Annotated in this window: 13 protein-coding genes and 1 pseudogene; 5 read left to right on the top strand and 9 right to left on the bottom strand. The window is 49.3% G+C overall.

Features of this window, described 5'->3' with window-relative positions; all coding sequences use genetic code 11:
* The first annotated feature begins 135 nt into the window (after positions 1 to 135).
* Positions 136 to 1,158, top strand: coding sequence for a mechanosensitive ion channel family protein (locus K7I13_RS08365; RefSeq protein ID WP_255944821.1), 1,023 nt, complete (start codon positions 136 to 138; stop codon positions 1,156 to 1,158).
* 26 nt (positions 1,159 to 1,184) lie between these two features.
* Positions 1,185 to 1,673: a hypothetical protein gene (locus K7I13_RS08360; protein ID WP_255944820.1), complete on the top strand. Its 489-nt coding sequence runs from the start codon at positions 1,185 to 1,187 to the stop codon at positions 1,671 to 1,673.
* 400 nt (positions 1,674 to 2,073) lie between these two features.
* Here K7I13_RS08360 and K7I13_RS08355 read toward each other — a convergent pair whose 3' ends face one another.
* From K7I13_RS08355 to K7I13_RS15655, 7 genes are all read right to left on the bottom strand, one after another.
* Entirely contained in the window at positions 2,074 to 3,432 is a 1,359-nt protein-coding gene (locus K7I13_RS08355) for a TolC family protein (RefSeq protein WP_255944819.1), read from the bottom strand.
* Positions 3,429 to 5,147, bottom strand: coding sequence for an efflux RND transporter permease subunit (locus tag K7I13_RS08350; RefSeq protein WP_255944818.1), 1,719 nt, complete (start codon positions 5,145 to 5,147; stop codon positions 3,429 to 3,431). Before K7I13_RS08350 ends, K7I13_RS08355 begins: the two co-directional genes overlap by 4 nt.
* Complete coding sequence (locus K7I13_RS08345) at positions 5,120 to 6,514, bottom strand: efflux RND transporter permease subunit (protein ID WP_255944817.1); 1,395 nt, start codon at positions 6,512 to 6,514, stop codon at positions 5,120 to 5,122. The genes K7I13_RS08350 and K7I13_RS08345 overlap by 28 nt, the downstream gene beginning before the upstream one ends.
* A 3-nt stretch (positions 6,515 to 6,517) precedes the next feature.
* The gene (locus tag K7I13_RS08340; protein WP_255944816.1) at positions 6,518 to 7,576 is read right to left on the bottom strand and encodes an efflux RND transporter periplasmic adaptor subunit; all 1,059 of its coding nucleotides are present in this window, start codon (positions 7,574 to 7,576) and stop codon (positions 6,518 to 6,520) included.
* Positions 7,577 to 7,651: 75 nt separating this feature from the next.
* Positions 7,652 to 8,536, bottom strand: coding sequence for an efflux RND transporter periplasmic adaptor subunit (locus K7I13_RS08335; protein ID WP_255949266.1), 885 nt, complete (start codon positions 8,534 to 8,536; stop codon positions 7,652 to 7,654).
* Positions 8,470 to 8,730, bottom strand: coding sequence for a hypothetical protein (locus K7I13_RS08330; protein ID WP_255944815.1), 261 nt, complete (start codon positions 8,728 to 8,730; stop codon positions 8,470 to 8,472). The genes K7I13_RS08335 and K7I13_RS08330 overlap by 67 nt, the downstream gene beginning before the upstream one ends.
* A gap of 366 nt (positions 8,731 to 9,096) precedes the next feature.
* Entirely contained in the window at positions 9,097 to 9,180 is an 84-nt protein-coding gene (locus K7I13_RS15655; protein ID WP_369413739.1) for a hypothetical protein, read from the bottom strand.
* On the opposite strand from K7I13_RS15655, the gene K7I13_RS08325 reads away from it, so the two are divergent.
* The 3 genes from K7I13_RS08325 (at position 9,141) to K7I13_RS08315 (ending at position 12,770) form a co-directional block, all read left to right on the top strand.
* Positions 9,141 to 9,980, top strand: a complete 840-nt coding sequence (locus K7I13_RS08325; protein WP_255944814.1) for a prenyltransferase/squalene oxidase repeat-containing protein — start codon at positions 9,141 to 9,143, stop codon at positions 9,978 to 9,980. The genes K7I13_RS15655 and K7I13_RS08325 overlap by 40 nt on opposite strands.
* Before the next feature lie 634 nt (positions 9,981 to 10,614).
* Entirely contained in the window at positions 10,615 to 11,640 is a 1,026-nt protein-coding gene (locus tag K7I13_RS08320) for an SPFH domain-containing protein (protein ID WP_255944813.1), read from the top strand.
* Positions 11,640 to 12,770: a diacylglycerol kinase catalytic domain-containing protein gene (locus K7I13_RS08315; RefSeq protein ID WP_255944812.1), complete on the top strand. Its 1,131-nt coding sequence runs from the start codon at positions 11,640 to 11,642 to the stop codon at positions 12,768 to 12,770. Before K7I13_RS08320 ends, K7I13_RS08315 begins: the two co-directional genes overlap by 1 nt.
* A gap of 30 nt (positions 12,771 to 12,800) precedes the next feature.
* On the opposite strand, the gene K7I13_RS08310 is transcribed toward K7I13_RS08315, so the two are convergent.
* The gene (locus K7I13_RS08310; protein ID WP_255944811.1) at positions 12,801 to 14,258 is read right to left on the bottom strand and encodes a glutamate synthase subunit beta; all 1,458 of its coding nucleotides are present in this window, start codon (positions 14,256 to 14,258) and stop codon (positions 12,801 to 12,803) included.
* Positions 14,258 to 18,801, bottom strand: a pseudogene (gltB, locus tag K7I13_RS08305) (glutamate synthase large subunit). The gene K7I13_RS08310 and the pseudogene gltB overlap by 1 nt, the downstream one beginning before the upstream one ends.
* Between the last annotated feature and the right edge of the window lie 469 nt (positions 18,802 to 19,270).

Genomic DNA, 19,270 nt, shown 5'->3' with positions numbered 1-19,270 from the left:
TTCCGCTTTCTCAGTATGCTCAAATCAGTTTGCATTATTCCATAATGCTTTGTATATTATAAAATATCGCAACTGTACAGTATTTTTAAAAGTCGGGAAATGTTTTTCCTTTATTTTCAGTCCGGAGGCGATATTATGGAAGCGGTGTTGGAATATGTATTTCTCGGTAATTCCGTAAAACAGTGGATAATTGCGGTTTCCTGTATTATCGGGGGCCTGGTTCTCGGGAAAATCCTTGCGGCAATTTTCCGGGGACTGCATAAGAAGATTTCCGCAAAAATCCGGATATATCTGGATGAGAAATTTCTGGCTTCATATCAAAAGGCCATAACAATTCTTATGCTGCTTCTCGGTACATGGACCGGACTGCGCTTTCTTCATATCGATGATAAAATCAAGATATGGGTTGACAGGGGATTATCGGTAATAGTTATCTGCGCTGTATGCTGGACTGTATTTAAAATCCTCGATTCCATAATTGCCGAACGGATATATACACGCAAAAACGCTTCCGGAAATCTGGAAGATATCCAGTTTTTACAGGTACTCAGAAGGCTTACCAATTCACTCGCATGGATCATAGCTCTTGTTTTAGTACTGAAAACCCTTGGATATAATATCGGCGCGATTCTTGCCGGTCTGGGGCTTGGTGGCGTCGCCGTAGCGCTGGCCGCTAAGGATACTCTTTCAAATCTTTTCGGGTCGGTAACTGTCTTCGTGGATAAACCATTTAAAGTAAATGACCGCATAAAGTTTTCAGGATTTGACGGTACAATTACCGAAATGAATTTGCGTACGTCACGGCTGAGAACGCAGGACAATCATATTGTTACTATTCCCAACGGTATGTTTGCTTCCGCTCCCATTGAAAATGTAAGTCTTGAACCGAATACAAAGGTCTTTCAGTCCGTCAATATTTCAAAAGCGGGGGGCTATGAAAAACTGACAGCGGCCATGGAAATTCTGCGTGCTGTAAGTAACGGGCTTGATGAATTTGACACTCCCTCCGAGGTTCTTCTGACTTCTGTTAACGGCGCGGCGTATACACTCCAGTTTGCCGTATTCATAAAAAAAGACGCCGGCTATTCAGCCGCATTGAACGCGGTTAATCTGAAACTGATCCAGCAGTTCCGGGAGGCGGGAATAGATCTTGTCTGAAAAAATAGAGGTACGGATTTTTATTTATGAAGCATGACAGGAACAGTTTTGAACAATATCTGGAAGCAATGAGGAACATCCATTCCGAAATTCTGGAGGAACTGCTGTGCAATCATGTAATTGATAAAACGACCACAGCTGTCAGGATTGAGCAATATCGTTTTTCCTCATGCATTTCTGCACAGCGCGGTTCCATGTATACACATTATCTTTGCAGATTTATTCTTGGTAATTCCGAAAACCCTGTTCTACTTTCAGCAAATGATATTGTTTCCTTTTTTTCCGCCGCCCGTATGATTGAAATCATTGATTCCGTCTGGAACGCCTGTACACCGGCGCATATAGTCTTTGACAGCAAAATCAGGCTTGTTTCAGAAATGGAAGTGGATCATGACGAACCTGTTCTCGTTGTCAGCTATATGTACCAGAATGATCCCAGGCAGCCCGGTCCCTTATTTGATATTGTGTATCCTTACGGTAGTGTTTCTTCTGTTCTTGATTTGCTGTCCGACTGAACTGTGTAAATGGTTCCGGTCAATTAATACCGGCGTTTTTTAGTTTTCTGTTCTGACTGGCATAGGAAAATATGCATACTGATCCGGTTTCGCGGCAGAATAGTACCCGAAATAGATATAGTGTATCTTTTCTGCTGCATTTTCAAAACAGTGAATTCTGAATAACGGTTTTGCCAATTGCTATCTTGCTTTTAGAAGTTTCTATTTTCGGGAAACATGTGACGCAATTATCAGACTCATTTGATCAGCATTTCCGGATACAAATTCTGTGCTAAAAGCAGCCAATGGAAAGGTTTCATGGATATAATTAATTTCTATTTTAGAAATTAACATATACTCAATTCAATACGACCCCGTATTGGACAACTGAAAATTGTCCAATATGGGCCTTTCCTTATATTTACTCCACCATACCTGTTGCCAGATCCCAGTCGTACCAGGCAACCAGATATTCATAGATGGCATTCTGGAAACCGAGGCTTGCCTGGCTCAGGTTGTCGATAGCCTGGTTCACCGAAAGCTGGGTCACCAGCCCATTGGCATAGGCATTCCGGGAAAGGGACACCGCCCGCTGGGCCATGCTTTCGGTGAGGGTGGCGGTCTTAACGCGTTCCGCCGCCTCGTCAAGCCGGAGCCGGATTTCCAGAAGTTCGCTTTCAATACTATCCTTCTTTCTGGCCAGGGAAAGTTCGGCCTTTTCCTGTTCCAGTTTGGCTTCCTGAACCTTAGAGAGGCGGTAGCCTCCGGTGAAGAGGGGGACATTCACCGACAGGTTGAGCTTCAGGGCCTGATAATCATAGTCTCCGATGAGGGAGCTGCCGTTTCCCATTCCGGCGAGGGCATAGGAGAGACCGCCGGTCAGTTTGGGAAGAAACGCGCCCAGGGCGGCTTTCTTTTCTATATCAACCAGTTCCCGTGAAAGGACCAGTGCCCGGTAATCCGGACGCATAGACAATGTCTGATCAAGGCTCTGGTCATCCGGAAGGGCAGGAAGGCGCTCCCGGTTTTCCGTCAGGTTTACGCTTTCAGAAGCGGGAATGCCAGCCAGTTTTTTGAAGGCAATCATGGCCATGTCGGCGTTTTTCCGGGCCTCCATAGTCTGGGGAATTCTATTCTTCCAGTCCACTTCCGCCATGAGCAGATCCAGTTCCGTGACCGCCCCGGCTTTATATTTCCGTTCGGTACTCTGGTATATTTCCATGCTGGTATGTTCCGAGTTTTCCAGTATGGCCGCCAGGTTCTGGGCCAGCTGGGTCTGGAGATACATTTTTTTCGCGATGGTCATGATATGCCGCCGGTTGGTTTCAAAGGCCTGTTCCTGGATAGACTGTCCTTTCTTTGCCTGACTGTACCCCGCGATGGCTCCCGCGTCAAAAATCGTCTGGGTGAGGCCGACCCCGAAAGAAAGTTCATTATCATAGTTGTTAACCACATCATCAAAAATGAGGGGACCGCCGCCGGGAAGGGATGCCACCGCCATAGTCTGGGTGGTGTCCAGGAAATTCCGGGTATAACCTCCCTGGGCGGCGATGACCGGGAAAAAGGCCGACCGGGCCTGGTTAACGTACTGCTTGGCGAGTTCCAGTTCCTTGGCCGCCACGGCAAGGTCGAGGTTATTTCCTCTGACCCTCGCCAGATATTTTTCCAGATCATAATCTTCCGCATGGACAGAGAGTGAAGCCCCCAGAATAAAAAGTATCATCAGGCAGAAGCATGTCCCCTGACGGACAGTATTTACTAAAGATTGTACATATTTCATATTTTCCTTCCTTCAAGCCGGCTGCGGCAGCTTACAAAATATTCCAGCGCGGGGATAAACCAGAGAGTCAGGACAGTGGAGGAGATAATTCCGCCGATGACGATAACCCCCATGGGCTGGCGCATCTCCGCCAGGGACGCGCCGATTCCCATGGCCATGGGAACCATACCAAGGATGATGGCAATATTGCTCATCAGAATTGCCTTGAGTTTTACGGGACAGGCCTTGACCAGAGCATCAACCACCCCGAGGCCTTCTTTTTTGAGCTGGTTGTAATAGTCCAGAATCAGGATGGCGTTGTTCACTACAATACCTACCAGCATGACAATGCCGATCATGGCGATATTGTTGATCTTGGTTCCGGTTAAAAGGCACGCCGCCACGACCCCGATTATGGAAAGGGGAATGGTCAGCAGGATAAACAGGGGCTGCGCCAGATTTTCCAGTACAGCGGCGAGGAGCATATAGACCAGGAGGATGGCGGTCAGAAAGACAATGGCCATGCTGTGGTTTGATTCGTCCATGGCGTCCGAAAGCCCGGCCTGTTTGAGGGTATAACCCGAAGGGAGTTCAACTTCTTTTACCGCCTTCATTACCTCCGCCATTACGGGTCCCTGAGTATAGTCGGGCAGCAGTTCCGCGCTGATTTCCACGGTTCTGAATTTGTTGGACCGCATGATTTTGTTGTAGCCGCTTTCAAAATGCACATCCGCGTAACGGGACAGGGGATACACGCCCCGGGGAGACGCGATGGGAATGTTTCTTAAATCTTCAATATCCATCAGGGCCGAATCCTTCATCTTTACCCGGATGTCAAATTCTTCTCCCCCTTCCCGGTAGGTGGTGGCCACGATGCCATCCACCGCCGCGCGAAGGGATACCGCGATGGACTGGACAGTGAGGCCGTCCTGGGATATCTGCTTCCGGTTGGGTTCAAAGACCAGTTCGTTTTTTCCCGCCTTGGTGTTGATGGCGGTACTCATGATGCCCGGTACGTTCTGGATCCGGTTTTTGATCTCGGTCCCCAGTTCCTGCAGAACCTGGTTGTCCGCGCCCTGGAGGTACAGGTCTATGGGCGCGCCCTGGGCGATGGCCAGTTCCGCCGGGGCGGTAACCTGGATGATCGCGCCGGGAATATCCGAAAGCGTCCGGGTCATATCGGCGGCGAGCTGTGAATTGCTGAGTTTGCGCTGTGCCTTGGGTACCAGGGCTATTTCCATCATGGCTACGCTTACGTCGATATCCATGGAGCCCATGAGTCCCAGAGCGGTCTGCAGGGTTTTGACTTCTTTATAATCTGCCAGGCGTCCTTCGATTTCCGCGAGGACCGCGGCGGTAGTATCCAGGCTGCTTCCCAGAGGGAGCTCCACGCTCACCCGGATTTTGCCGCCGTCGCTCTGGGGTACCAGTTCCATAGGGATTTTGGTAAAGCCCATAATGGACAGTATAAAGAGCGCGATTACCGCTACGCCCACCAGGGCGCTACGCCATTTCCGCTTCAGAATTACCGCAAGGCTTCTGCGGTACAGATTTTCCAGGCTGTTAAAAAACCTGTCCAGCGCCCTGCCGATTTTCCCGGGTTCCTTCATTTGTTCCGGCAGCATCCGGGACGCCAGGAGAGGTGTTACCGTAAAGGAAACGACAATGGAGAATACGGTGGAAATGACCACGGTATAGGCAAAGTGGCTCAGGATCTGTCCCATGGCTCCGGCCATTCCCCCAGAGGCACGAAGACGGCCACGTTGGTAAGGGTTGAGGCGAGGACCGCCATCATGACGCCCTTGGTTCCTCTGGAAGCCGCTTCAACCCTGGAAAGTCCCTGGGCCTTGTAGCGGAAAATATTTTCCAGTACTACCACGGAGTTCGCCACCAGGGTCCCGACGGCGCAGGAAAGGCCCATCAGGGACAGGACGTTCACGCTGATATTCATGACCTGCATTATGAGGAAGGTGGAAATGATGGAAAGCGGCATGGCAAGGCTGAGGATGAGGGTCGAACGCACATCATGGAGGAATACCAGAAGTACCAGCCCCGTGAGAATGATCCCCAGGATAAGATTGCTCAGAGTATCGTTTACCGAGTCCCGGATAAAGCCCGCGTCCTCGCGGATGACCTTGAGGGATACGCCGCCGCCGACACCGGCTTCAATTCTGGGTATCTGCTTTGTGACTCCGTCGACAACCGCCACTGTATTTGCCGTGGGATTTTTCATAACCTGTAAAAGCAGCGCCCCTTCTTTCCGGGTCCCTTCATCCTTGTCCCGGAAGATAACCCGCTCCCGTACATTGACATGGGTGTCTTCAATGCTTCCCAATTGCCGGAGTTTAAAGGTCCCCGCGCCGGTAGGAATGTCCAGGTCGCCTATGGCTTCCAGAGAATCAAGCTCGCCCTTGAAACGGACAGGTATATCCTGATTGTCCACTTCAATGTTTCCGCTGGGAAGTTCGATGTTGGCGGAAGCCAGAATGGCCGCAACGTGTTCTACCGGCATATAGCGCTCAAATACCGCGCCCCGGTCAAGTTCAACCCGGATCTCCCGTTCCACTCCGCCGAATGTCCGGATGTTTCCCACTCCGGGAACCTGGGCAAGCTGGTCCTGGATGACCGTGGAGCCCAGAGTATACAGTTCCGTGGCGTCCATGTTTCCTTCCAGGAGGATGTTCATGACGGGAGAAGATGTAGCCATATCAACTTTGGATATGGAAGGTTTTTCTATATCCTTGGGCAGCTGTGACATTATGGCATCGATCTTATCCTTTACTTCCTGAAGGGCCATGTTTTCATCCTTGCCGTCCTTGAAAGTAACGGTCACAAGGGAAAGGCTGTCCAGGGAGTAGGATGTAACCGAATCAAGTTCCCCGATGGAAAAAACCTGATCTTCGATTTTCTTGCTTACCTGTTCTTCAATTACCTGGGGACTCGCCCCGGGATAAATAGTTTGTATGGTAACAATGGGGACTTTGGTATCAGGGAGGAGGCTTACCGGCAGCGCCATATAGGCCATAATTCCGAAAACAACCAGGGCCAGCATCACCATGAGAACGGTTATCGGCCGTTTAATGGAAATATCAATAATATTCATTTCTTATTCCGCCTTTATGGTATTTTTTTGTACGATATTCAGGGTTACATCGGGGGAAACGCGCTGGTTTCCCTGGGTAATAAGCAAATCCCCTTCATTAAGACCGCCGAGCACTTCAAAGGAGAGACCGTGTTCCTGTCCCAGACGTACCTGTACAGGCCGGGCCTTCCCGTCAAGCGCCACATATGCCTTATAGCCGTTAGCGTCCCGGATCAATTCCTTCCGTTCTACTACCAGAGCGTGTTCATTCCGGTAGGTCTCCACCGACAGATCCGCGCCCATGCCGCTGACCAGTTTCCTGCTCTGCACATCAAAGAAGGCGGTGACCGGGAACGCCTGTTTGGTCACATCCATTACCAGCGAAACCTGGGTAATCCGCCCTTCGATAGTATCGCCGTCTTTATAGATAAAAACCCGTTCACCGTTCTTTATAAGATCGATTTCATTGGCTTCCACGAAGAACCGGCCTTCATAGCCGTTCCGGTTGGAAACCGTAAAGAGGGGACTGCCGGGCCGGACATTCGCGGTGGTATGGACGTTCAACTGGGTAATGGTTCCTCCGATGGGAGCCTTTATATTGATCATATCCGCCGCCGCGTCCAGATTTGTACGGGCCAGATCATACTGCATTTTGGCGTTATCAAAATCCTGCCGGGAAATATCGCCGTTGCCGAAGAGAACCAGGCTCCTGTCGTAAGTACTTCTGGCGTTCTCATAGGACAGCCGGGCATGCTGGTAGGTCTGATTGTCCTGGGACAGGGACAGTATTACCTGGTCCTGTACTACCCTGTCGCCTACTTTTACATTGATACTTCTTACAACATCGCTGATGGATGCATAAGCCGTAGACTCAGACCGGGCATACAGCACCGTGGGGTATTTCCTGTATGCTGAAAAATCTTCATAGGCCATTTCCCTCACAGTGACGGGAATTCCTTTTTCGGCATATATCTGCTCCATACTGGCTGCCTTCACCGCCGACTCTTCCTTTTTCCCTCCGCATCCTGTGACGGTAAGCGCCATCAGGATGCATAAAGGCAATAAAAAACCTTTTCCGTTCATTCTGCTCCTCCAAAAAACACAGTCGGCGCCGAAACCGGGCATCCTGTTTTAGTATTACTTTAAGGGAATATCCCATTATTCCTGATTAACAAAAGCCAGGGCCACGCCGGTTGTGTTTGCTTTTTCCCCGGCGAAAGCAAGCTCGTGCCTTCCGTCAAAAATCAGCATATCTCCGTATTCCAGTCCCCGGACTACCTCATATTTTGAACCCTGGACTTGCCCGACTTCCACGGCTACCGCCTCCGCCTTGTTGCCCTGGGCTATATAGGCGTGAAACCCCTCTTCCGTCCTGGTTAATTCGGAGCGGGAAACTACAATAGCCTTCTCATTCCGGTAGGTCTCCACCGCCAGATCCACTCCCATGCCGCCGGCGAGTTTTCTGTTGGTCATATCAAAGGAAGCCGTTACCGGGAATGCCTGTTTTGCGCTGTCCATCATGAGAGAAACCTGGGTAACACGGCCTTCGATGCTGAAACCGCCGTTATTTCTGCCAAGGTCTATACTGACCCGGGAACCGGAATGGATCCGGTCAATTTCATCCGCGCCTACATAAAAACAGGCTTCATAACCGTTCCTGCCGGAAACGGTGAAAAGGGCTGTACCGGCCGTCACATTTGAAGTGGGATGTACATTGAGCTGGGTAATGGTTCCGGATATGGGAGCCTTGATATTAATCATGTCGCAGGCCGCGCGGTAGTTTGCCCCGGCAAGTTCATACTGCATGGTGATGTTGTCGAAGTTCTGCCGGGAGATGTCCCCGTTGTTATACAGAAGACGGTTCCGTTCATAGGCTTTCTGTGCGTTTTCCCAGGCAAGGGACGCCTGGCGGTAAACCTGGTTGTCCGCAGAAAGGGACAGAACCACCTGGTCCTGTTCAACATGATCTCCCACGTTTACATTGACATGCCGGACCACATCGCCGATGGCCGCGTACGCCGTGGATTCAGACCGGGCATAGATGACGCTGGGATATTTGAGATAAACAGAAAAGTTCTCGGGTCTGAGGATGCGGACATTGACTGCCTGCTCCTGTACGCCATTGAGCTGTTCAATGCCGGTGTCTGTCTGAACAGCGGTTTCTTTTTCCCCGCGCAGCCGCTTGCCAATAAAACCGCTATGAGCGCCATTGCCATTACATACATATTCCGTTTCATAAGTTCCTCCAAAAATGGGATATCCAAGTACCCATCATGTATAACGTTGTTTTACTCCCCTATGGGATATACAGAATATGAGGGACAGGTATTTCCGAATTGTAAATGAAAGGTAAAAAGAATATTAAATCACCTGTTCTCTCAAGGAAAATGTCTTTTTCCAGTAACTGTTGGGTAATAAAATATAGGCAGGTACACTATGCCCGGAACCTTCTATTCCCTTCCGGGATTCTTTTCTGGATCTCAGAGTCATGACCAGTATGAATTTGAAAAACTGCGGACCTTGAACTTGACCTGAAGCTTTCCGGCCGGTATGTTATCACTATATCTATGTTTTATGGCAGGGAACAAAGCTTATGCACAAAATCAGGTTGCGGTTTTGATAAAGCAGGCTGACTGGAGATGCCGGAATGGCTGTAGACAAACAATATATATCTGATGTCTCCGCAATATTATCCCACAGGCACGACAACGGCGCCGATTACTGGACCACGCCGGACAACCGCCTGTTTAAAGGAGCGCCGTTCTCAACTCTGGAAAGCGCTCTGTTTTTGCTGGAACTTGGCATGGATCCCTCCGATCCCGTCCTGCAGGAAGTCGCAGCTTTGTTTTTCAGTGCCTGGCAGGAAGACGGCCGTTTCAGGGTATACCCTAAAGGCGGTATTTATCCGTGCCAGACGATTTCATCCGCTGACCTACTTTGCCGTATGGGCTGCGCCTCAGACGCCAGGTTGCGGAAAACATTCCGCCACCTTCTTGATATTCAATATAATGACGGCGGCTGGCGCTGTAATAAATTCAGTTTCGGCCGGGGTCCGGAAACCGAATGTTCCAATCCTTTCCCTACGCTTACCGCCCTAAGCGCTTTCCGTTTCAGTGAATACTTTAACAGGGATTCCGCTCTTGACCGGGCTGTTGAATTTTTACTGGAACACTGGACAATCCGAAAGCCGATAGGCCCCTGTCATTATGGAATAGGAACCTTATTCATGCAAATCGAATATCCGTTCCGCAACTATAATCTTTTTGTATATACGTATGTGCTGTCATTTTATAACCGGGCAAAAAAAGATAAACGTTTTCTTGAAGCCCTGAAAATCCTGCAATCAAAACTGGTTAACGGCCAAATTGTTGTTGAACGTGTTGTTCCGAAAATGGCGGATTTTTCTTTTTGCAGAAAAGGCGAACCAAGCGTTCTTGCGACAAAACGGTATCATGAAATTCTGGAAAATATCGCGGCAGGAAAATAGGGAGGCTGTTCAGAAAATGTAAGTCTTGGTCCGTCTGTTGTTACTGAACATGATTTTGTGCTCTCCGTAAAAAATATGAATGCTTATTTATATGCGTCAAATGTGTCCGTTCTATTTCCGGGGTAATGCTGAAAAATATATCTGCTTGTTTTCGGTAATAAAATATTTCCTGTCTTCAAAGCTGCTCCTAAAAGTTCATCCTGTTTACTTCGGTTAAAGTGAGGTAAGGATTTTTTTTGGTTATCCAGATATTTATTTTCGCAAAATTTTTTTCTTCATTTTTTTCCCGATACTATTTTTTTGTGAAACAAGAAACCTGAAGAGACACATATACTAACTGATATTCTGTCAGTGTCTAATTTTAATGTTGTAAACCCCGGGGTCCCGTGTTACACTGGTTTTGATATCCGGCCTCTCCTGCGGATATTACCAGATATGAAAAGGTTCGACTCTTTTCACACAATCAATGTGCAGTGATTTTATCGAAGAAAATGAAGCGCTTGCGCGGCTCAAGGAGCTTGAACATATAACAAGTGAACAGATTAACCGGGTAACTCTTTCAGGGGATCGCAGATAATAGATCAGATGGGGCAGTGTTTTTGAAACATTGCGTAAAATAAAGCAGGAGGAATATATGTTTGGATTTCGGTTTGCAAAATTTGAACCCGGTTTATATGTATTCAAATATAAAAAGGGAAAAATAATCCAGGAAGGGGAAGGCCTTTCTTTTCATTATTATGCCCGTACCACATCACTGGTAGCGGTGCCGGTAGGCAGCAGTGACGCCCCGTTTATGTTCAGCGAAACATCAGTCGATTTTCAGGAACTCACCATACAGGGACAGCTTATGTTCCGCGTTTCCGAGCCGGCAAAAACCGCGCAGATGCTTAATTTTACAATAAACAGTTCCACTTTGTACTATGTTTCCGATGATCCGCAGAAACTTTCGGAGCGGCTCATAAACCTTGCCCTTATAGCGACAAAAAGCGCCGTAAAAAACCTCACGCTCAAGGAGGCAATAGTTTCTTCGGACAGCATTGCCCGTCAGGTACATGAAACTCTTGCCGGCGATATGATGGTAAAGGCCCTTGGCGTTGAAATCCTTGGTGTTTCAATAGCGGCAATAAAACCTAATCCTGAAACCGCAAAAGCCCTCGAAGCGGAAACAAGGGAGCAGATTCTCAAGGAATCCGATCAGGCTATTTTTCTGCGCAGAAACTATGCGATTGAACAGGAACGCATTATAAAAGAAAGTGAACTGAATACTGAAATAGCCGTGGAGCGGAAAAACCGCGAGATCCAGGAAAAAAAGATGGAATCCCAGCGGCTGATGATGCAAAAAAAGCTCGAAATGGAAGAAGAACATATGCGTTTCGAGATCCAGCAGGAAGAAAAAAGAAAAGAGCTTGTTGATCTCCGGACTAATAATGAAAAAAAGGAAGCGGATGCCAGAGCGTACGCACTGTCCAGTGTAATGAATGTATATGAAAAAATGAACCCGGAGGTTCTCAAAGCGCTCGCGAATGCGAATATGGATTCAAAACGGCTTATGGCTATGGCTTTTCAGGGACTGGCGGACCGGGCGGAAAAAATAGGCAATCTGAATATTACCCCTGATCTGCTTGCGTCAATAATTGAAAACCAGACTATGGAAGACTGATGAAAAAATATGAAAACCGCGTAATTATAGTAACAAGGGCGACCCGGCTTGAGCGTGTTCTTTCAGCGCAGAATACGGTTTCCCAGGCGCGGTTTTATATTAAACAGCTCGGCGGCGATTTCGACGAGTATGAACAGGAACACAATCAGTATGGCGTTTCAGTAAAAAATGTCAGGCAGCAGCTGGATGGTCTCGCAAATATCCAGATACTTGACAGGAATTATTTGCCGAATTTCATTTTTGCTCCCGATGATATAATAGTAGTAATCGGGCAGGATGGTCTTGTTGCAAACACTATAAAGTATTTACAGGACCAGCCTGTTATCGGTATAAACCCCGACGCTTCCCGGTGGGACGGAATTCTTTTACCTTTTACTCCGGTTGACGCGGCCTGTATTGTCGATGAAACAATAAGCGGAAAACGGAAAACAGAGGCCGTTACCATGGCAAAGGCAAGAGTTCAAAACGGGCAGGAATTATATGCGGTTAATGATTTTTTTATCGGACAGAGGACCCATATATCCGCGCGCTATATTCTTAAATATAACGGATACAGGGAACCGCAGTCTTCAAGCGGTATTATTGTTTCAACCGGACTCGGTTCAACAGGCTGGATGAAAAGTATTATTGCGGGAGCGAAACGGATTTCTTCGTCAGTGATAGGAAGTCCGTACGGAAGCGGTCAGGAAAATGAAGCTGTCTGTCAGATTGATGAAGAATTGGCTGAAGAGGAAGAAGTTTTAATGCAGGACAGTTATGCGGAAGCCGCTATGCCTTCCGCTGTCCGTGCCTCTCCTGCTCCGGAAAGAAAACAGATGGTCGAAAAAGTTTTTATGAAAAATATGAGAAAGAAAAAAGAATACGGACCTTCCGAATTAACTCAGGTTATTGGAAAGTGGGGAAGCCGGGAACTCGTTTTTGCTGTCCGAGAACCCTTCCCAAGTAAAACAACAGGAACGACCCTTGTATTCGGAAAAATATCGGAAAGTGAACCGCTCCGGATTGAATCGCTCATGGGTGAAAACGGAGTCATTTTCAGCGACGGTATCGAGAACGACTATATTGCTTTTAATTCGGGAACTGAAGCAGTTATAAGTCTGGCGGATAAAAAAGGCTGCCTGGTAATTTAACCCGGACAGCCTTTTGGGACGACAGTCTTTTTACGGAAGTCTTGTCTTTCCCATAAGAAAGCAGTCAATCTCCCGCGCGGCCCCTTTTCCTTCCGCTATTGCGCGGACAACGAGAGACTGTCCTCTCCGGGCATCGCCTGCGGCGAAGACCTTATCAACACCGGTACGGTAACTGAACTCCTCCGCCTTGATATTTGAGCGCGTGTCGGTTTCAACGCCGAGTTCGGCAAGAATCCTTTCTTCCGGGCCAAGAAACCCGAGCGCAAGGAAAACCCTGTCCGCTTCAAAAAATTCCTCTGTCCCGGGAATTTCTTCCATCACGAATCTGCCTTCGGTGTTTTTTTTCCAGCCGACCCTGACTGTCCGCACCCCTTTGACCGCCCCGTTAGCATCCCCGACAAACTCTTTTGTCAGAATGCCATATTCACGCGGGTCCCGCCCGGAAACAGCAAGCGCTTCCTCGTGTCCGTAATCGGATTTATACAGCCGTGGAAACTGGGGCCAGGGCATTGAGCTGTCGCGTTCAGCAGGCGGTTTCGGCAATAATTCAAAATTCTGTACGGACGAACAACCCTGCCGGATTGAAGTCCCTATACAGTCATTTCCCGTATCGCCTCCTCCTATAACAATAACATTCTCCTTTTCAGTATTGATATAACCGGCTTGCTGCCCATCAAGAATGTATTGTGTATTCGGGACAAGAAAATCGAGAGCGAAATGAATTCCCTTCAATTCCCTGCCGGGGACCGGAAGATCGCGGGGCCGGGTCGAGCCGGTTGCGAGAAGAACAGCGTCAAAATCCTCGCAGAGTTTTTTTGCCGGTATGTCAGTTCCGACTTCCGCGGAGGTTCTGAAAACAACACCTTCTTTCTTCATTATTTCCAGCCGCCGTTCCACCAGTTTTTTGTCGAGTTTCATGTTCGGGATTCCATACATAAGCAGCCCTCCTGGACGGTCGGCCCGTTCGAAAACAGTGACCGAATGACCGGCCTTGTTCAGCTGATCAGCGGCCGCAAGCCCGGCAGGCCCGCTGCCGACAATGGCGACAGTTTTTCCGGTACGTTTTGAAACCGGAACAGGCCCGATCCATCCCTGTTCATATGCCATATCTGTTATCCAGCGTTCATTGTCTTTTATTGTTACCGGCTGGTCTTCTTTCCCGAGAACACAGGCCCCTTCACAGGGTGCGGGACAGACCCGCCCTGTAAATTCGGGAAAGGTATTTGTCTTCATCAGACGTATCCAGGCCTCTTTTGTTTTCCCCTGAAAAATCAGATCGTTCCACTCAGGAATAAGATTCCCCAGCGGGCAGCCGTAGTTTGACTGGCAAAAAGGCACGCCGCAGTCCATGCAGCGGGCTCCCTGTTCACGGCGTTCGTCTTCCGTGAGCGGCAAAACAAATTCATTAAAATCAGAACTCCGTACTTCAGGCCTTCGGTAACAGATATGTTTTTGCGTGTATTCCAAAAATCCGGTTGGCTTTCCCATCAGACAGCCTCCTTTTGCGCCGCGCCCAGGTTTTCTTCACCCGATAAGGCCATGACCTTTTTATAATCTTCAGGTATTATTTTTCTGAATAACTTTTTCTGTACCTCCCAGTTCCCGAGAATTGTTTCCGCAACACCGGATCCTGTATGAAGATAATGCGCTTCAAGCATCTCCCTTATTTCGTACAAATCGGAACCGTCAGCCGGTTCCGGCACGACCTGGCCGGAATTGCAGCATGACTCAAGGTGGCTGCCGGGATCATATACATAGGCGATACCTCCGCTCATACCGGCGGCAAAATTTCTTCCGACCGGTCCCAGAATAAGCGCTCTTCCTCCGGTCATATATTCACAGCCATGGTCGCCAACCCCTTCCACAACCAGCCGCGCACCGCTGTTCCGGACCGCGAAGCGTTCCGCGGCAATTCCACTGATATAGGCTTCGCCGCCTGTCGCGCCATAGAAGGCAACATTACCGGCTATTATATTTTCCTGAGGGATATAGGCTGCTTCATCGGGCGGGGTAATAATGATACGCCCGCCGCACAGTCCTTTTCCCGCATAATCGTTCGCGTCTCCCTTCAGGGAAAAGGTAATGCCGCATGTGAGCCAAGCGCCGAAACTCTGGCCTGCCGATCCATTGAAATTGACGCGGATGGTATTATCGGCGAGTCCGGCGTTTCCCTTTTTCAGGGATATAGTGTGGCTCAGCATTGTTCCCGTCGCCCGGTCCGTATTGATAATTGTTTCCTGCAATTCAACCGGCGTTTCTTTTTCAATCGCATCCTTACAGGCCAGGATAAGCTTCCGGTCCAGCACTTTTTCAAGCCCGTGATCCTGCGCGACCGTATTGAAAACTGCCGTATCAGGGTGCGGTTTTTTTACGGAGACAAGAAGGGCTGAAAGATCGATATTCCGGGATTTTTCCGTCAGAACACCTGCATCCTGTTCAAGCAAATCTGTTCTGCCTATTAACTCCTTCCATGTGCGGATCCCCAACGAAGCCATAATAGTCCGCATTTCTTCAGCAACAAAATAAAAAAAGTTTTCAACATATTCCGGCTTTCCGCTGAATCTCGCGCGCAGACGGGGGGCCTGGGTCGCAACGCCGAACGGGCAGGTGTTCTTCTGACACTTCCGCATCATGACGCAGCCCAGTGTAATAAGAGGAGCTGTCGCGAATCCGCATTCTTCTGCGCCGAGGATTGCGGCAATAACCGCGTCGCGTCCCGTCTTGAGCTGGCCGTCAGTCTGCAGCACAACCCGTGAGCGCAGATCATTCATTACCAGCGTCTGGTGGGCTTCCGCGATCCCGAGTTCCCAGGGAAGTCCGGCGTTTTTTATGCCGGTGTACGGGGACGCGCCGGTCCCTCCGTCATGCCCTGAAACCAGAATATGATCGGCGTGGCCTTTGGCTACGCCGGCCGCGACAGTACCGACTCCGCTTTCGGAAACAAGTTTAACCGATATGCGCGCGGAGGGATTGGCGTTTTTCAGATCAAAAATAAGCTGGGCCAGATCTTCAATCGAATAAATATCGTGATGGGGCGGCGGACTGATAAGACCTACACCGGGAGTGGAATGTCTGGTTTTCGCTATGAACTCATCAACTTTGTCACCGGGAAGTTCTCCTCCTTCTCCGGGTTTCGCGCCCTGGGCCATCTTGATTTGTATTTCATCAGCATTGGTCAAATATTCAATGGTAACACCGAAACGTCCCGAGGCTACCTGCTTTATCGCGCTTCGTTTTGAATCTCCGTTCGGAAGCGGTTTAAACCGCTCGGGGTCTTCGCCCCCTTCTCCGGTATTTGATTTTCCTCCGAGCCGGTTCATGGCAATTGCCAGAGTTTCATGAGCCTCTTTTGATATTGAACCGAAACTCATTGCCCCGGTCGCAAAACGTTTTACAATTTCACTCGCGGGTTCAACCTCTGACAGCGGAACGGTCCTGGTCTTACGGAAAGCAAGCAGGCCGCGGATAGTAGCCTGTTCCTTTGACCGGTTGTTCTGCCGGCCGGAAAATCTTTCCCATGCCTCCCGGTCGTTATACCGGCAGGCAAGCTGAAGATCGGTGATTGATTCGGGATCCCACATATGTTTTTCCCCGCCTTTCCTGACTTGGTAATCTCCCGCCGTTATATACTCATCATAGGGCGTTTCTGTCCGTTCGGGATAGGCACCTCTGTGGCGTTCGGCTATTTCAGCGGAAAGTTCAGTGAATCCCGCTCCCTGTATTCTGCTGGCAGTTCCTGCGAAGCATCGGTCTATTACCTCATCCGCGAGTCCTATCGCCTCAAAAATCTGGGCTCCCTTATATGATTCCAGAGTTGAAATTCCCATCTTTCCGAAAACCTTTCGCATGCCTTTTGAAAGCGCTTCAATATAACGGCCTTCAATATCTTTTGGGGAATAGTTCCCGCTGATAAAACCTTCAATCTTCATTCTGTTAATAGCTTCAAAGGCAAGATACGGATTAACCGCGTCACAGCCATACCCGAGCAGCATACAAAAATGATGGACTTCACGGGGTTCTCCCGATTCCAGAATAATACCTATACGGGTACGTTTTGAAATCCGTATCAAATGCTGATGCACCGCGCCTGCCGCGAGCAGGGCGGGAACCGCGGCCCGGTCCGCCCCTTCATTTCTGTCCGTGAGAATTATCAGCTGGTAACCGGAATCAATAGCTGCTTCCGCTTCCTTTTCAAGCCGCTCAAGAGCCTTCTTCAGACCTTCCCCATTCCCGGCGGGATCAAAGGTTATATCAAGTGTTTTTGCCTTCCATCCATGCAGGGCTATCGCTTTTATGGATGCGAGACGGCTGTTTGTAAGAACCGGATTGTCCAGATAGAGTCTGTTGCAGTGTTTTTCCGAAGACGTAAGCAGGTTCCGCTCCGGACCGATAAAGGAGCCGAGGCTCATAATGATTTCTTCCCGGATGGAATCAATGGGAGGATTGGTTACCTGGGCAAAAAGCTGCTTGAAATATTCGTATACCAGTTTCGGTTTCAGGGAAAGGACCGCGAGCGGAGTATCATTCCCCATTGAACCCAGGGGTTCCTTGCCGTCTTCCGCCATCGGCTGGAGCAGCAGCTTGAGCGTTTCTTCCGAATATCCGAAGGACCGGAGTTTCTGCCTGAGGACCCCGGCGGAATACGCTTTTTCCGTTTTCCCCGGAGGGAGCGCGTCAGAGGCTATCACCTGTTTTTCCAGCCAGGCGGCATAGGGGCGGGCCGAAGCAATATTCCGTTTTATATCGGCGTCCCCGATGATTTTTCCGGCCATGAAATCCACAAGAAACATTTTTCCCGGCTGCAGTCTTCCTTTTCTGACTATCCTGGCCGGGTCAATTTCAAGGACGCCGACCTCACTTGCCATAATTACCATATCATCATCAGTGATATAAAAGCGGCTCGGGCGGAGGCCGTTCCGGTCAAGCGTCGCTCCAATGTATGTTCCGTCCGTAAATACTATGGACGCGGGGCCGTCCCAGGGTTCCATCATGCAGCTGTGATACCGGTAAAAAGCCTTTTTTGTTTCTTCCATTCCGGAATGATTTTCCCAGGCTTCGGGGATCATCATCATCATGGCTTCCGGAAGGGGCCGCCCGCCCATCCTGAGAAGTTCAAGGACATTATCAAAAGTCCCGGAATCTGAAAGATCGGGTTCCGTTACCGGAAGTATTTTTTTATATCCTCACCGAAGAGGTCGCTTTCCAGACTCCCCTGTCTGGCAAACATCTTGTTTTTGTTTCCCCTGAGCGTGTTTATTTCACCGTTATGGGCCATCATTCTTAAAGGCTGGGCCCGGTCCCAGGACGGAAATGTATTTGTTGAAAAACGGGAATGGACCATTGCCAGATGGGACACATACTCCGGATTACTGAGATCAGGAAAATATAGGAGCAGCTGGTCAGGTGAAAGCATTCCCTTATACACCAGGACCCGCGGGGAGAGACTGCAGATATAAAAATGGCTGACCCGGTCATGCGCCCCGTTCCTGAGTTCATGCGTAGCCTGCTTGCGGGCAATAAAAAGTCTGCGGTCAAAAGTTCCGGGCGGCATACCCTCCGGGGCTCCTGCGAAAAACATTTCCATTGCAGGCTCGCTTGCCAGAGCGGAAGGACCGAGTCCCTCATTGCAGACCGGGACTTTTCTCCAGCCCAGCGGCAAAAGACCGTTTTCTTCGGCAATATGTTCGAGGCTCATTTTGCAGGCAAGGCGGTCGGCCCCGTTCCGGGGCAAAAAAACAATACCGGCCGCGTATGTCCCCTCGGCAGGCAGATCGATACCGGCTTCTGTTTTTGCGGCTTTTCTCAGGAATGCGTCGGGAATTGCTGTCAGTATACCAGCGCCGTCTCCGGTGTTCGGTTCCGCGCCCCGGGCGCCCCGGTGGTCCATTCTCCGCAGAATATGGTCGGCGTCCGTAATTATTGAATGGCTTTTCTGTCCTTTGATATTTGCGATAAAACCGACCCCGCAGTTTTCCTTTTCATAGGCGGGATCATACAGTCCATATTTTCCGGGTCGTTTTGCAAAAGGCATCTTTGTCTCCTCATAACTGGTATCCGGAATACCGGAATTTATTCACCAATACCGAGAAAGAACGCCTTTGCCCTTTTCAATATAGTATAGCCTGCAGTCTTTATAATTATGTTCTGGTAATCACTTTCGGGTGATTTTTCACCATACCTCATATATACTTCTTTGTTCCTGGTCTGTCCAGCCCTTTTGTGCATAAATATGCATATTTTATGCATTTTTTTGTAAATTAAACAGAGCCAACTACAAATTCGGTCATACAATCAGTTATACGCATAGGCAGTGTATAAATTAAGGATGTTATCTTAAAAAGGGGGAACACCTGTCCCCGGCGTCCTCAGGGTCTCCGGCAAAAATCTGAACCGATGCAGACGCGGCTCCCCTTGCTCCAGCCTCCTCGCCGCTTCGCAGCTGCGGGGTCTTCTTGAGTTGCATCACAACTCATACCCCTCGTCCTCATTCCCGTTAACCA

The organism is Brucepastera parasyntrophica, assembly GCF_022376835.1.
GTDB lineage: Bacteria > Spirochaetota > Spirochaetia > Treponematales > Treponemataceae > Brucepastera > Brucepastera parasyntrophica.
The sequence above is the reverse complement of the archived record's forward strand: the minus strand, read 5'-3'. Positions and strand labels throughout refer to the sequence as shown.

What these genes read in the sequence shown, in the direction of transcription:
- K7I13_RS08365 (WP_255944821.1), top strand. Translation starts at nt 136, where the DNA reads ATGGAAGCGGTGTTGGAATATGTATTTCTCGGTAATTCCGTAAAACAG.
- K7I13_RS08360 (WP_255944820.1), top strand. Translation starts at nt 1,185, where the DNA reads ATGAAGCATGACAGGAACAGTTTTGAACAATATCTGGAAGCAATGAGG.
- K7I13_RS08355 (WP_255944819.1), bottom strand. Translation starts at nt 3,432, where the DNA reads ATGAAATATGTACAATCTTTAGTAAATACTGTCCGTCAGGGGACATGC.
- K7I13_RS08350 (WP_255944818.1), bottom strand. Translation starts at nt 5,147, where the DNA reads ATGGCCGGAGCCATGGGACAGATCCTGAGCCACTTTGCCTATACCGTG.
- K7I13_RS08345 (WP_255944817.1), bottom strand. Translation starts at nt 6,514, where the DNA reads ATGAATATTATTGATATTTCCATTAAACGGCCGATAACCGTTCTCATG.
- K7I13_RS08340 (WP_255944816.1), bottom strand. Translation starts at nt 7,576, where the DNA reads ATGAACGGAAAAGGTTTTTTATTGCCTTTATGCATCCTGATGGCGCTT.
- K7I13_RS08330 (WP_255944815.1), bottom strand. Translation starts at nt 8,730, where the DNA reads ATGAAACGGAATATGTATGTAATGGCAATGGCGCTCATAGCGGTTTTA.
- K7I13_RS08325 (WP_255944814.1), top strand. Translation starts at nt 9,141, where the DNA reads ATGGCTGTAGACAAACAATATATATCTGATGTCTCCGCAATATTATCC.
- K7I13_RS08320 (WP_255944813.1), top strand. Translation starts at nt 10,615, where the DNA reads ATGTTTGGATTTCGGTTTGCAAAATTTGAACCCGGTTTATATGTATTC.
- K7I13_RS08315 (WP_255944812.1), top strand. Translation starts at nt 11,640, where the DNA reads ATGAAAAAATATGAAAACCGCGTAATTATAGTAACAAGGGCGACCCGG.
- K7I13_RS08310 (WP_255944811.1), bottom strand. Translation starts at nt 14,258, where the DNA reads ATGGGAAAGCCAACCGGATTTTTGGAATACACGCAAAAACATATCTGT.